The organism is Mixta tenebrionis, from assembly GCF_006517625.1.
GTDB lineage: Bacteria > Pseudomonadota > Gammaproteobacteria > Enterobacterales > Enterobacteriaceae > Mixta > Mixta tenebrionis.
Genome location: NZ_VHQI01000010.1, coordinates 38,083 through 52,141 on the forward strand (window position 1 = coordinate 38,083; position 14,059 = coordinate 52,141).

A 14,059-nucleotide genomic window follows, 5' to 3' on the forward strand; every position below is an offset into this window, starting at 1 on the left:
ACGGCAGCTTAATCGTGATGAAGAACGGTTTCCGCATCGGTGCGTTGCAGCGCTATCGCCATTGGCTGGCCGAGGCGCGTTTTGCTCTCGGCTTCCAGGCTCTCCGCCAGCTTGATGCGCCCCGCTGCGAACAGATTAATCACCGTCGAGCCCAGCTTGAAGCGGCCCATCTCCTGGCCCTTCAGCAGTACCACCGCGCCTTCATCATCGGCGCCCGGCCAGCTCCAGCGTTTGATTACGCCTTCGCGCGGCGGCGTTACCGTGCCGCTCCAGGCGGTTTCGATGCTGCCGACAATGGTAGCGCCTACCAGAATCTGCGCCATCGGGCCGAATTCGGTATCGAAATAGCAGATTACGCGCTCGTTACGCGCGAACAGGTTCGGAACGTGGCGTGCGGTCAGCGGATTAACCGAATAGAGTTCGCCTGGCACGTAGATCATTTCACGCAGAATACCGTTGCACGGCATATGCACGCGATGATAATCGCGCGGCGCCAGATAGGTGGTGGCGAATTCGCCGTCGCGGAACTGCGCCGCCATCTGACGATCGCCCGCCAGCAGCGCTTCCAGCGAATAGGAGTGGCCTTTGGCCTGAAAAATGGTGTCGCCGTCAATATGGCCGAGCTGGCTGATGGTGCCGTCCGCCGGCAGCACCAGCAGGTTAGGGTCGGCATCAATCGGCCGCGCTTCGTCGCGCAGCGGGCGTACGAAGAAATCATTAAAGGTGCGGTAGCTGGCGGTGTCCGGCTTCTTTGCCTCAGACATATCAACGCGGTAGAACCAGACAAAAATATCGATTACCGCTTTGGTGAGCCATCCGGCGCGCTTGCTGGCAGCCCAGCCCGCCAGCTCGGTGAGCCACTTTTTAGGCAACAGATCGTTCAGGCCGAGTTTAATTGCATCCAACACGTTAGCCTCCAGGCTTAATCACGCGACGTTAAAGAAAAGGAGGCGAATTGTAGCAGCGCCAGCCGGTTTAGGCTAACGCGCTGATAATGCCGCCGGACGGCATTAATCTTCGCCGTTGCCGAAGTTTTTACGCGTTTTTACCTGCGCCATGCTTTCCAGTATACGGTGGTAGTTTTCGAAGCGCGTTTCATCTATCTGCCCGTTCTCTACCGCCTCGCGAATTGCACAGCCGGGATCGTTATCGTGCTTGCAGTCACGGAATTTGCAGCCGCCTAAAAACTCACGGAATTCGACAAATCCCTGGGTGATTTGTTCCGGTTCCAGATGCCAGAGGCCAAATTCGCGCACGCCGGGGGAATCGATCACGTCGCCGCCGTGCGGGAAATGGTACAGCCGCGCGGCGGTGGTGGTGTGCTGGCCCAGCCCGGAGACGTCGGAAACATCATTAGTTAAGATGGTGTTATCGCTAAGATCAAGACCAAGCAGCGCGTTGAGCAGGCTCGATTTACCCACGCCCGACTGCCCGGCGAAAATGCTGATGCGTCCGGTCAGCGCCGCTTCCAGCTCCGCCAGTCCCGCTTTTTCGTAGCTGGAAACCATCAGCACGCGATAGCCGATATGGCGATAGATTGCCATTTGCTCATCAACGAAGGCGCGGCCTTCTTTGTCCAGCAGGTCGGTTTTGTTCAGTACCAGCAGCGGCTCGATACCCAGGGTTTCGCTCGCCACCAGATAGCGATCGATAATATTCAGCGACAGCTCCGGCACGATAGCGGAAACGATAATGATTTGATCGATATTCGCCGCCACCGGCTTCACGCCGTCGTAAAAGTCGGGACGCGTCAGCACCGAATGGCGCTCGTGCACCGCCTCGACGATGCCTTTCACCGTTGCGCCGCCCTCAACGCCGGGACGCCAGAGTACGCGATCGCCGGTAACCAGCGAGCGGATGGTACGGCGAATATTGCAGCGATGTACCTGACCCGCGCTATCTTCCACGTCCGCATGCATGCCGAAGCGGCTGATCACGATGCCATCCTGCGCTTCGCCAAACAGGCTGTCATCCGGTTCAGGCTTTTCCGCACGCTGTTTGAGACGGCGTTCATGGTTCGCGTTGACGCGTCGCTGCTGGCCTTTAGACAGTTTATTTTTACTCACTCTTCCTCACATGCTTCAGGACGGTTTCGCCTGGTCAGGCAAAACGTCTATGATACACCCTGGGCCGAATTACGGCGAGCGACGCGACAGCGCTTTATGCTGTCGTTCCTGAAGACGATACGGTTAACTGCGGAATAGATTATGAGCGCAAATGAAAACAATCTTATCTGGATCGATCTGGAAATGACCGGGTTAGATCCGGAGCGCGATCGCATTATTGAAATTGCGACGCTGGTAACCGACGCCAGCTTAAATATTCTGGCCGAAGGGCCGGTGCTGGCGGTACATCAGCCTGCCGGGCAGCTGGCGCTGATGGATGAGTGGAACGTGCGTACCCATACCGGCAGCGGGCTGGTGGAGCGCGTGAAGGTCAGCCGCTACGACGAGCGGGCCGCCGAACTGGCAACGCTGGAATTTTTACGACAGTGGGTGCCGGCGAATGCTTCCCCGATCTGCGGCAACAGCATCGGTCAGGATCGTCGCTTCCTGTTTAAATACATGCCGGAGCTGGAGCGTTATTTCCACTATCGTTATCTGGACGTCAGCACGCTGAAAGAGCTGGCGCGGCGCTGGAAGCCGGAAATTCTTACCGGCTTTAAGAAGGCGGAAACTCACCAGGCGCTGGAGGATATCCGTGAATCGGTGGCGGAGCTGGCCTGGTATCGCGAGCATTTTCTGCAGCTGTAGCGCCTGCGTGCGGCTAAAAAAACCACATATCGTCGCTTAAATCAGCAAATGCACCGAAAGCGCAAATTTTTGCCCTCAAGGGCTTGCAGGGCAAAAGATTTCTCGTATAATGCGCTCCCCGTACCGATGAAGAATTTTAATCGGCTACGGCGCGGGAATAGCTCAGTTGGTAGAGCACGACCTTGCCAAGGTCGGGGTCGCGAGTTCGAGTCTCGTTTCCCGCTCCAGAATTTATGCAGTGCCCGAAACACCAAGCGGGAATAGCTCAGTTGGTAGAGCACGACCTTGCCAAGGTCGGGGTCGCGAGTTCGAGTCTCGTTTCCCGCTCCAGAATTTATGCAGTGCCCGAAACACCAAGCGGGAATAGCTCAGTTGGTAGAGCACGACCTTGCCAAGGTCGGGGTCGCGAGTTCGAGTCTCGTTTCCCGCTCCAGAATTTATGCAGTGCCCGAAACACCAAGCGGGAATAGCTCAGTTGGTAGAGCACGACCTTGCCAAGGTCGGGGTCGCGAGTTCGAGTCTCGTTTCCCGCTCCAGAATTTATGCAGTGCCCGAAACACCAAGCGGGAATAGCTCAGTTGGTAGAGCACGACCTTGCCAAGGTCGGGGTCGCGAGTTCGAGTCTCGTTTCCCGCTCCAGAATTTATGCAGTGCCCGAAACACCAAGCGGGAATAGCTCAGTTGGTAGAGCACGACCTTGCCAAGGTCGGGGTCGCGAGTTCGAGTCTCGTTTCCCGCTCCAGAATTTACGCAGTACCCGAAACACCAAGCGGGAATAGCTCAGTTGGTAGAGCACGACCTTGCCAAGGTCGGGGTCGCGAGTTCGAGTCTCGTTTCCCGCTCCAGAATGTCCTTCTTATTTTGATTTCTCCCCCCTCTTTTTCCGGTATCGCCGTTTGTTATCCCCTTCGCTTTTTCCTGTTAGCTGAACCGTTATTTGCCTTGTCTGTTTTGCGCTACAGCAGATTTATTTCCTCCTGGCGATGGTATGCAGCAAGCGCGACTGGCGCGGTTGCTTCCCGGCAGTGCGAGAGCTTTAGTCTGTTATGCTGCCAGCGAGCGTTTTTTTATCCCGTCCCGTTCTTGCCTTGTCTCCGACAGAGAAGGGGAACGTTATCCAAAAGTCAGCAGCGGAAAATGATGCAGCGCACGCCTCCCGTGTTTGCCTTGCCTCCGACAAAGAAGGGGAACGCTATCCAAAAGTCAGTAAGGGAAAATGATGCAGCGCACGCCTCCGCGACGGCGAATAATCGCCAGGGGCAGCTGAAAACGGATGGTTGCCGGAGCGCGCGTCGGCTCCGGCAACCGGAGCGAGGTTAAACCCGCACTTTAAACACCGTCTGTTCCTCAATATCGCTGGTCAGCGCATCCAGCGCTACGCCAACGCGGTGATAGCGCAGCTTCCACTGCGTTTCCGCCGATGTCGCCGGATCGCCCAGCGGATATGGGATGGAAATGGTTGGCACAATACGGTTAGCGCCAACGGTTTCTGCAACCGGGATCAGATTACACATCTGCACTACCGGAAAACCGGCTTTTTCAATTTCTTTAACCATCGTTGCGCCGCAACGAGTGCAGGTGCCTCAGGTAGAGGTAAGTATTACGGCATCAACGTTATGGTTGCGTAGATGGACGACCATCTCCTTCGCCATGCGTTCCGCTTCCGCCTCCGTGGTGCCGGTGCCGACGGTGGTATAGAAATGGCTGTCGATAGCGCCGATGCGTCCCTCTTTTTCATAGGCTCGCAGCGCATCCAGCGGTACGACGACGTCCGGATCGGCGTCCGCCGCCGCGGGATCGTAACCGGCATGAATGGTTTTATAAACGCCAGACTGCAGATTATCGATGGCGGATATATCATACATGCCCCAGCGTGTAGCAGAGGCTGACTGGATACGATCGGGATTATCGACCGGGACAATGCCGCCGCTGGTGACCAGTGCGATTTTGGCTTTAGAGAGATCGGTAATCGCCGGCGCGATGGGCACCCGGCGGTCCGGGGGAATAGGCAGCTCCGTTTGATAGGGTTGACCATGCGTTTTCTTCAGCAGCATGTCGATAACCCGCTCCGCGGCTGGTTTTAAGTCAGGGTTATAGACCTGATGACGGATTCCGCGCGAATAAAAACCTTCCTCCGCTGCCGGACCCGGTTTTTCGCCAGCGAGTAGCTTATCGGCAAACCTGGCCATTGTCGCCGCGTCATCGCGCATTTTAGCCGCGCTTTTCCCGCCCGGAAAAATATAGAGTTCCTTTCTGAACATCTCCACGCCGGGGTTTTCTTCGTGCATGGAAGTTACCGCGGGCACGTTGAATTTTTCCTGTACGGCTTTACAGATAGTGCCGCAGGCCGAGCCGTAACGTCCCGCCTGGAACGCCGGGCCGGCGAGAAAAATATCAAACTGTACGCCTTCAAGAAACTGCATAATCTCTGCAACGGCGGCGTCCGTACTGGACCCCATATAGTTATCGCCGCATACGATGGTATGGGCGATCCCGGCATTTTTCAGCGCCGCCTGCAGCGCCTTTGCCGAGCCGTGAGCGCCGTCATGGAACAACGGCCTCTGATCCGCCTCGGATTCTCCGCCTATGCCGGCGAAGTACTGGTTAATATAAACAACTGCTTTTTTCATCGCATTTTCTCCTTAAAAATCGAGCATCGTTTTACGCGACCAGCCGATTACCTGATCGCCGCAGAACATGCTGTTGTTCTCGATGATGATGGAGCCATCCGGGCGCACGGAAGGGCCCAGTTTTTCATCGCCTTCCCAGCCGCCGGAAAGGCCGTCGCGCCCAATCGACGCCAGTTCGCCAATAACTTCATCCATCGGCGGCAGCTCCAGCAGCTGGGATACGTTGCCGCATGAGACAATGGCGTTGGCCTTAGCGCTGAGCGCTACCAGCGGCTGCGAGCGCCCGTCGCGCCCGGTACATTCATTGGTAATGCCGACGGTTTTCACCCCAGCATCTTCCAGCGCGTTAAAGCAGGCGATGAAATCGGCGTCCGGATTACCGTAGCCTTCCTCTGCCAGCACGGCGCTGTCGGCTCCCAGGCTGCGGGCCATTTGGGCGACAAACAGCGCGGCGCGCTGTTTTTGCTCCAGCGCGACATTCAGATTGGACATGATGACGCCAAGGAAATTAATCGTCTTACCATGTTGCCCATACAGCTCTTTAATCATTGGGCAGTTCTGCATATCGTAGGTTGACCATTTCGATGAGCACGGCATAAAGGAGCCGCCGATAACGGCGCCGTTCAGAATTTCATTGGGGTGCATAAAGGTGGGGAGCGTGCGGTTAGCATCCCAGCCGTACAGCAGATCGTTGTAGCCCAGTTCCTCCATCTGGGATTGAATTTGCATAACGTAAACCACGCCGGGAAGCTGCATAACCCCGGCGTCGCGTCGGCTAAGCGGCGGCAGCTCGAAGGTCTCAACGCTCTCCGGCGTCAGGGCGCGTACGGCTTCGCCGAGATATTCCGCCAGCTTGTGGGCAGCCCAGCGGATAGCGTGATTCTTTTTCTGCTGCTCGCGTTGTTCAAACAGCTCGTCGGTATCGGCCACCAGGCAGATATTAATTAAGCCGGAATAATAGGTGAGGTTGGCTCCCTCGCCGGACATATCAATTACGCCGTCGCCGAAGCTGCCCCAGTGTTTACCGACGGCCAGCACGCTGCAATTTTTTAGCGCGTGCGTGACGCCGCCCTCGCAGGAAACCAGATCGCTGGAGGTGACGCCCGGAAACAGAGGGCTGCCATCCAGTTTACAGCGCGGCTCAATCGCCTCTTTCACCGGGACGATACGTTTACTTTCTCCGGGACGGGCGATAATAATATCGGCAGCAGTAATATGTTCATCTTCGCAAATAAGCGCCAGCGCCTCCTCTTTATTGATGCTCAAAATGCCATCGATAAAAGCTGTCCTGGCGCCAAATACGACATCTCTGACATGGAAATTACCTATCTCTAATTTCATCTCTGCACCTCTTCGTTTATTAAGCGGATTACGTAACGGGTTGATCTGATATTTTCTTCTGTGGGTGTTTTTCAGCGAGGCTTTCCTTGCGCGCGGCACGGGTTTCTTCCCGTAATCCTTTTACCAGAGACGCCATACTCAGGAGTAAAATAAAGGCGAAAGGAAACGCCACGGAAATCGAGGCCGTCTTCAGCATATTCAGCCCGCTTTTCCCGCCGGCAATCATTAATGCCAGCGCCAGCGCCGCCTGAATCAGCGCCCACATCACTTTGCGCGAGGTCTTCGGATTCAGATCGCCGTTACTGGAAAACATGCCGAGTACGAAAGTGGCCGAGTCCGCCGAACTGAGGAAAAAGGTGATCAGGAGCGCTACCACCAACACCGAGATAGCGGTACTAAACGGGAAATGCTGCAGTACGATATAGATTGAACGGCTGACATCTACCGAGGTGGCGGCGATAGCCTGATCCAGCCCAAGCCCCATGGCGCTCATGCCGAAGATGGAGAACCAGCTGATGCCTGCCAGCGTCGGCGCCAGCAATACGCCCAGCACGAACTGACGGATGGTGCGCCCCCGCGATATGCGGGCGATAAAAGTGCCGACAAAAGGCGCCCAGGCGATCCACCATGCCCAGTAAAAGATCGTCCAGTCGCCATACCATCGCGCCTCTTGTTCGGAGAAAGCTCCGACCGACAGGCTATCGAACACATAGTGAGAGATATAATTGCCGACGCCCTCTACCAGCCCGTTCATTATGGCTATCCGGGGACCGACGAAGAACATAAACAGCATAATTGCCGCAGACATACACAGGTTAGCGCTGGAAATGCGCTTCATGCCCTTATCCAGACCGGCGACAATGGACATTAATAAAATCGCGGTAATAGAAAAGACAATCAGCATTAATAGCGTATTGGTCTGTTCAAGGCCGAAGACGGCGTTTAATCCGCTGCTAATCTGGTAGGTGCCGAGGCCAAACGACGTCGCCACGCCGGCGACGGTGGCGAAGATTGCCAGAATATCCACGCACTTGCCGATAATGCCGCCTGCCAGCTTTTCGCCAAGCAGTGGAATCAGTACGCTGCTGATCAGGCCGGGTTTGTCTTTGCGGAACTGGATATAAGCCAGCCCCAATGCCATGACGCAATAGCCTGACCAGGGCTGCAGCCCCCAGTGGAGAAAGGACTTGCGCAATGCAAAAGCCATCGCCTCTGGCGAACCGGGTACGGCGCCGGTAGGGTGGGCGTAATGGCTGAGCGGCTCTGCCACGCTATAAAACAGCAGGCCGATGCCTTTCCCTGCGCTGAATAACATGGCGAACCAGGCGAGCGTGCTGTATGCCGGCTTCTCACCATCTTTGCCCAGCACGATATTTCCATATTTGCTACAGCATATCCAGATGGAAAATAGTACGAAGGTCGCCATGCAAAGAATATAGAACCAGGCGAATTTCGTTGTCAGAAAGCTGAATACCGTATCGCCGGCGTTTTTAAAACTGCTGGCGCCCATTACTCCCCATGCGACCACGCAGGCCACGACGATCAGGGAGACGTAAAATACCGTTTTGTCGTTATTTGTCTTATCGGTGCCATTCATAAATTACCTCTCAGAGCTTAGTCGGTAACGAATGCAATAACGTGATTAAATATTTGGGAATATCCTGGTGGTAAAAACGGAAAATATTTTCCGCCGTCGCGCCGTTTTTATAATGCGCGAGCAGGAATTTTTGCAGAAAATATAACGGCTTAATTCCGGCAAGCAGAGTTATAGCCAGACAGAGTAATTGTCGGGGAGGGGCGTGGAGTAGAAGTGCTTTACCGATCCGACACACGGCCGGAGCAGAGAATAATCAAGAATTTGCCGCGTAGTGATTAATATAAACCGGTAAGTTATGGGATGGTTTTTGGTATCTGAACAGAGTGATTAAACGCATTTTGACGTTCCTCTTATTTATTTTGCATGGCGTTAATGTAGCGACTTCATCGCAAGAAAAATTTGATCTGGCATGAAAATTCTTCAATCTTATCCAGTCTGTTTTTACGGCTGCGCGCCAGGCGCGCGGCCTGTATCTGCCTGAACCGCCGCCGCGCCCGGCTGACGCGCCGCTCAGAGGCGGCGAAAAAACGGGCATTTAATTTTGTCGCCTCAGCGAAGCCTTGTTATTCCCGTCAGGCGAGGGCATAATGCCTCCCCCAATTTTCCGGGGCGTCAGGGTGATCCATCCTCCAGCGGCTTTGCTTCGCGGCGAAAGTCGGCGGCGGCGGATAATCTGCCGCGTTGCCGCAGCTCCCCTGTCCGCCTTCAGCCAGCGCTGAGTAATACTTTCTCCTTTATTTTTAAACAGAGTTATCCACAGCTATTGCTCAGAAAAAAGCGGCGCCGGTTCGCCTGTTAACTTACCCATAAAACGTTAATTGTTTGATTTATAAAAAATATAAATAGTCGAAAAAGGGTGGAACAATCGCCCGGCATTTTTTTCGACGTTGAATGACAACGGTTTTTTATTTTTATTCACAGACTGTGGACAAATCAGGCGTCGCGTGGTAACCCTTTTTCCACGGCTCTGATCAGCCGCAGCTTTTTCGATGGCTGCACCTCAACGGCGCTGGCGCGGCGTTTCGCTAGCTGTTGCGCTATCGCCCACTCAATATGTTCATCCAGCATGCTGTTTTCGCCGAGACGGCTTTCCAGCGCGGTAATATTGGCCGCCTCCCAGGGGGCGTTGCCCAGGGCAACCGCAACGTTGCGCAGCCAGCGCAGATGACCGATACGGCGAATCGCCGAACCTTCGGTAATGCGCAAAAATTTAGCTTCATCCCAGGCGAACAATTCGGTCAGCGGCGGCGCGTGCAGCGCGGCGCGCGGCGAAAAATCATCCTCATCGGTCAGTTGACCAAAGCGATTCCACGGGCAAATAAGCTGGCAGTCATCGCAGCCGTAGATACGATTGCCGATCAGCGGGCGCAATTCTTCGGGGATAGCGCCTTCCAGCTCGATAGTCAGATAGGAGATGCAGCGGCGCGCATCCACTACATAGGGTTCGACGATGGCGCCGGTTGGGCAGGTGGTAATGCAGGCGACGCAGCGGCCGCACTGTGCTTCCTGCGGCCGGTCGATCGGCAGCGGCAGATTGATCAGCAGCTCGCCGAGAAAGAACCAGGAGCCTGCCTCGCGGTTGAGTATAAGTGAGTGCTTACCTGTCCAGCCGAGGCCTGCTTTTGCCGCCAGCGGACGTTCAAGAACCGGCGCTGAATCAACAAAAGGTCGAAAATTCGCCTCCGCGCAGCGCTGCTGGATTAAATCACCGAGCTTTTTCAGGCGATTGCGTAATACTTTGTGGTAGTCGCGGCCTAAAGCGTAGCGGCTGACGTAACCCAGACGGGGATTTTTTAGCGTGCTGGCAAAGGCGGCTTTCGCCGGCAGGTAGTTCATCCGTACGCTAATAACGCGCAGGGTGCCGGGCAACAGTTCATGCGGGCGGGCGCGCATCATGCCATGCCGCGCCATCCACTCCATTTCGCCGTGGCGCTGCTGTTCCAGCCACGCCTGCAGGCGCGGCTCCTCCAGCGAAAGATCGGTATCGCAGATGCCGACCTGCTGAAAGCCGAGCGCGAGGCCCCACTGTTTTATATCCTGAGCGAGTTGTTGCAGATCGAGAGGGTGTGACATGACTAACCATAGAAAGAGAGAAAACGCCCGCAGTTTACCACATTCCGTCTGGCCTGCGCAGGCGCTGCGTCGGCTGGAAAGCGAGGGCGCCGATAGCCTGGGCATCACGCTATATGAGCTAATGCTGCGCGCCGGCGGCGCCGTATTTGAGTTGATTCGTCGCCGTTGGCCGCAGGCGCGGCACTGGCTGGTGCTGTGCGGTCACGGCAATAACGGCGGCGACGGTTATGTGGCGGCGCGATTAGCGCAGGCGGCGGGGTATCAGGTTACGCTGCTCGCCTGTGAAAGTGAGCGCCCGCTACCAGAAGAGGCGGAGGCCGCACGCAGCAGTTGGCTAAATGCGGGCGGAGAAATCCATGCGGCGGACGCGCCCTGGCCGGAGCCGGTGGATATCATTGTTGACGCGCTGTTGGGCGCCGGACTGAATCGCGCGCCCGCCGATGACTATGCGCAGCTGATTGAAAAAGCCAACCGCCATCCGGCGCCGGTTTTCGCTATAGATATGCCCTCCGGGCTGGCGGCGGCAAACGGTACGGCGCCGGGCGCGGTCATTGCGGCAGAAGCGACGCTGGCGCCGATCGCAATCAAGCCGGGGCATCTGACCGGCAAGGCGCGCGATTATGTCGGCGAACTGCACTATCACGGCCTGGGGCTGGAAAACTGGCTGGCCGGACAACAGGCGCCCATGGCGCGCTACGATGCCCAGTCGCTAACCCGCTGGCTAACGCCGCGGCGCCCCACGTCGCATAAGGGCTATCATGGGCGGCTGCTGGTGGTCGGCGGCGATCGCGGTACGGCGGGGGCGATTAGAATGACGGCGGAGGCCGCATTACGCGCTGGCGCCGGTTTGGTGCGAGTGCTTACTCACCAGGATAATATTATTCCCATTCTCGCCGCCCGCCCTGAAATTATGGTGGATGCGCTAACGGATGAGGCGCTGCAGCAGGCGCTGGAGTGGGCCGACGTGGTGGCGATCGGCCCCGGACTGGGACAGAAAGAGTGGGGTAAAAAAGCGCTGCGGCGAGTGGAAAATTTTCCGAAACCGATGCTGTGGGATGCTGACGCGCTTAACCTGCTGGCATTCAATCCCGATAAACGTCAGAATCGCATCATTACGCCTCATCCAGGCGAAGCGGCGCGGCTGTTAAACGTGGCGACGGCGGAAATAGAAAGCGATCGCTTACTTGCGGCGCAACGCCTGGTGAAACGCTATGGCGGCGTAGCGGTGCTGAAAGGGGCAGGAACCGTTATCGCCAGCGAAAGCGGTGAGATGGCTTTCGCCGATGTCGGCAACGCGGGTATGGCCTCAGGCGGCATGGGTGACGTGCTTTCCGGCATTATCGGCGCCCTGTGCGGTCAGAAGTTGAATCTGTATGATGCTGCCTGTGCGGGCTGCGTAGTGCATGGCGCGGCGGCGGATGCGGTGGCGGCGCGCTTTGGCACGCGCGGTATGCTGGCGACCGATCTGTTCTCCGAACTCTATCGTTTTGTTAATCCTGAGAAGTTAAACAATAAAGCATGAATACCTGTGTTATCGCATTGCCTGACGAGGCGGCAACCCTCGCTTTGGGCGCTCAACTTGCCCGCGCCTGCGACAGCGCGGTGGTCATCTATCTTTACGGCGATTTAGGCGCGGGGAAAACCACCTTCAGCCGCGGATTTTTGCAGGCGATGGGCCATCAGGGCAACGTAAAAAGCCCCACCTATACGCTGGTCGAGCCTTATCAGCAGTTCGCCCGCCCGGTTTATCACTTTGATCTCTACCGGCTGGCCGATGCGGAAGAGCTGGAGTTTATGGGTATTCGCGACTATTTCAGCGGCGATGCGGTTTGCCTTGTGGAGTGGCCGCAGCAGGGCGCGGGCGTGCTGCCGGCGCCCGATCTGTCGCTCACCCTGAGCTATGCCGGTCAGGCGCGTGAAGCGCAGCTGGCGGCGCATTCGCCGCTGGGCGAGCGTCTGGCGGCGCAGGTGATGAACCATAAGGAAGGCCGATAATGGCGCGCATCAGGGTCTTGCTGTTGATGCTGCTGTGCCTGCTGTCGGCAACCGCGCCGGCGGCGAATCTGTCCGATATTCAGGTGTCGAACGGCGGCAGCCAGGCGACGATAACGCTGAGCTTTAACGGACAGCCGGTCTACGGTTTTTTCCCGTTGCGCAACCCGGATCGCGTGGTGCTGGATATTCGCCAGTCCGGCGTCATCAAAGGGCTGCCGCTGGAATTCAGCGGCAATAACCTCGTGAGGCGCATTCGTACCAGTCAGCCGAAGGACAAGCAAAGCATCCGCCTGGTGTTTGAGCTGACCCAGTCGGCTAAAACCCGCGCCGCTACCCAGCGCAGCGGCGACGATTATAAAGTGGTGTTTACTATTAGCGGCAGGCAGACTGCCGCTACGCGCGCGCCGGCCAGCGCCGTCCCCCGCGATCGCCCGCAGCCGGTCGCGCCCGCGCACAATCCTTTTAACGGCAACAAGGTAACGACGGTAACCGGCAGCAACAGCCGTATCGCGCCGGGACAAAGCAACAGCAGCGCCAACGATACGGTGATCGTCGCGATTGACGCCGGGCACGGCGGCCAGGATCCTGGCGCTATCGGCTCGAACGGCCTGAAAGAGAAAAACGTCACTATCGCCATCGCCCGTAAGCTGAAGGCGTTGCTGAACGACGATCCGATGTTTAAAGGCGTACTGACGCGCGACGGCGACTATTTTATCTCGGTAATGGGGCGTTCCGACGTGGCGCGTAAGCAAAACGCCAACCTGCTGATTTCTATCCACGCCGATGCCGCCCCCAATCGCAGCGCCCGCGGCGCGTCGGTATGGGTGCTCTCTAACCGCCGCGCCAACAGTGAAATGGCGAACTGGCTGGAGCAGCATGAGAAGCAGTCCGAGCTGCTGGGCGGCGCGGGCGATCTGCTGGCGAACAGTCAGGCCGATCCCTATCTCAGCCAGGCGGTGCTGGATTTACAGTTCGGTCATTCGCAGCGCGTCGGTTATGATGTGGCGATAAAAGTGATTCAGCAGCTGCAGCAGGTAGGATCGCTGCACAAACGGCGTCCGGAACATGCCAGCCTGGGCGTATTGCGCTCGCCGGATATCCCTTCGCTGCTGGTGGAGACGGGGTTTATCAGTAATCCTTCGGAGGAGCGGCTGCTGGGAAGCAGCGCGTATCAGGAGAAGATTGCCGGGTCGATCTATCGCGGCCTGCGCAGCTACTTCCTGACGCATCCGTTGCAATCCGTCCCAAAGCAGGAAAACCGTCCGTTGGCGTCCGCAACGGCGGTTGAAGTTAAAGCGAATCGCGCCAGTTCTCCGGTAGCCTATACCGGACCGGTAACGCGCCACGTGGTTAAGCGGGGCGAAACGCTATCGGGAATCGCCGCGCGCTATGGCGTCTCGATGAGTACGCTGACGCAGCTGAACCAGTTGAAAAAGCAGAGCGTCTGGGTCGGACAGCGCCTGAAGGTGCCGGCCAACGGCGCTGCGTCTGCCGCTACGGCATCCGCCAGCCGTCGCCCGCTGCGCCATAAAGTGGTGCGCGGCGACTCGCTGACCGCCATTGCAGTTCACTATGGCGTCAGCGCGCAGGCGATTATGCAGGCCAATAATATGAAGTCGACCAACGTGATGCTGGGGCAAACGCTAAAGATCCCCGCCTCATAACGGCAG

Annotated in this window: 10 protein-coding genes and 7 tRNA genes; 11 read left to right on the plus strand and 6 right to left on the minus strand. The window is 57.1% G+C overall.

Annotation, left to right across the window (positions count from 1 at the left end):
- Window positions 1–8: 8 nt before the first annotated feature.
- Both asd and rsgA read right to left on the minus strand, forming a co-directional pair.
- Window positions 9–908, minus strand: a complete 900-nt coding sequence (asd, locus tag FKM52_RS15855) for an archaetidylserine decarboxylase (protein WP_141177135.1) — start codon at window positions 906–908, stop codon at window positions 9–11.
- Window positions 909–1,010: 102 nt separating this feature from the next.
- Window positions 1,011–2,066, minus strand: coding sequence for a small ribosomal subunit biogenesis GTPase RsgA (gene rsgA / locus FKM52_RS15860; RefSeq protein ID WP_141177136.1), 1,056 nt, complete (start codon window positions 2,064–2,066; stop codon window positions 1,011–1,013).
- A gap of 141 nt (window positions 2,067–2,207) precedes the next feature.
- On the opposite strand from rsgA, the gene orn reads away from it, so the two are divergent.
- From orn to FKM52_RS15900, 8 genes are all read left to right on the plus strand, one after another.
- On the plus strand, window positions 2,208–2,753 hold the full coding sequence (orn, locus tag FKM52_RS15865) for an oligoribonuclease (RefSeq protein ID WP_141177137.1): 546 nt from the start codon (window positions 2,208–2,210) through the stop codon (window positions 2,751–2,753).
- Window positions 2,754–2,904: 151 nt separating this feature from the next.
- A tRNA-Gly gene (locus tag FKM52_RS15870) sits at window positions 2,905–2,980 on the plus strand.
- A 27-nt stretch (window positions 2,981–3,007) separates the two neighbouring features.
- Window positions 3,008–3,083: transfer RNA gene (locus FKM52_RS15875), tRNA-Gly, on the plus strand.
- A 27-nt stretch (window positions 3,084–3,110) separates the two neighbouring features.
- Window positions 3,111–3,186 (plus strand) — tRNA-Gly (locus FKM52_RS15880).
- A gap of 27 nt (window positions 3,187–3,213) precedes the next feature.
- Window positions 3,214–3,289, plus strand: a tRNA-Gly gene (locus FKM52_RS15885).
- 27 nt (window positions 3,290–3,316) lie between these two features.
- A tRNA-Gly gene (locus FKM52_RS15890) sits at window positions 3,317–3,392 on the plus strand.
- A 27-nt stretch (window positions 3,393–3,419) separates the two neighbouring features.
- Window positions 3,420–3,495: transfer RNA gene (locus FKM52_RS15895), tRNA-Gly, on the plus strand.
- A 27-nt stretch (window positions 3,496–3,522) separates the two neighbouring features.
- Window positions 3,523–3,598, plus strand: a tRNA-Gly gene (locus FKM52_RS15900).
- Window positions 3,599–4,069: 471 nt separating this feature from the next.
- Here FKM52_RS15900 and grdH read toward each other — a convergent pair.
- The 4 genes from grdH to queG all read right to left on the minus strand — a co-directional run bounded on the left by grdH (window position 4,070) and on the right by queG (window position 10,394).
- A complete protein-coding gene (gene grdH, locus FKM52_RS15905; RefSeq protein ID WP_141177138.1) occupies window positions 4,070–5,383 on the minus strand; it encodes a betaine reductase selenoprotein B in 1,314 nt (437 codons plus the stop codon).
- Between the two features lie 12 nt (window positions 5,384–5,395).
- A complete protein-coding gene (locus tag FKM52_RS15910; protein ID WP_141177139.1) occupies window positions 5,396–6,724 on the minus strand; it encodes a glycine/sarcosine/betaine reductase component B subunit in 1,329 nt (442 codons plus the stop codon).
- 28 nt (window positions 6,725–6,752) lie between these two features.
- Window positions 6,753–8,321, minus strand: coding sequence for a BCCT family transporter (locus FKM52_RS15915; RefSeq protein ID WP_141177140.1), 1,569 nt, complete (start codon window positions 8,319–8,321; stop codon window positions 6,753–6,755).
- Between the two features lie 933 nt (window positions 8,322–9,254).
- A complete protein-coding gene (gene queG, locus FKM52_RS15920; protein WP_141177141.1) occupies window positions 9,255–10,394 on the minus strand; it encodes a tRNA epoxyqueuosine(34) reductase QueG in 1,140 nt (379 codons plus the stop codon).
- On the opposite strand from queG, the gene nnr reads away from it, so the two are divergent.
- Genes nnr through amiB form a run of 3 tightly spaced genes read left to right on the plus strand, consistent with a single transcriptional unit; the run spans window position 10,393 to window position 14,053 of the window.
- On the plus strand, window positions 10,393–11,916 hold the full coding sequence (gene nnr / locus FKM52_RS15925; RefSeq protein WP_141177142.1) for a bifunctional ADP-dependent NAD(P)H-hydrate dehydratase/NAD(P)H-hydrate epimerase: 1,524 nt from the start codon (window positions 10,393–10,395) through the stop codon (window positions 11,914–11,916). The genes queG and nnr overlap by 2 nt on opposite strands.
- On the plus strand, window positions 11,913–12,389 hold the full coding sequence (gene tsaE / locus FKM52_RS15930; RefSeq protein WP_141177143.1) for a tRNA (adenosine(37)-N6)-threonylcarbamoyltransferase complex ATPase subunit type 1 TsaE: 477 nt from the start codon (window positions 11,913–11,915) through the stop codon (window positions 12,387–12,389). The genes nnr and tsaE overlap by 4 nt, the downstream gene beginning before the upstream one ends.
- Window positions 12,389–14,053 (plus strand): N-acetylmuramoyl-L-alanine amidase AmiB, encoded by a 1,665-nt coding sequence (gene amiB, locus FKM52_RS15935; RefSeq protein ID WP_377092806.1) that lies wholly within the window; start codon window positions 12,389–12,391, stop codon window positions 14,051–14,053. The genes tsaE and amiB overlap by 1 nt, the downstream gene beginning before the upstream one ends.
- Window positions 14,054–14,059: the final 6 nt, after the last annotated feature.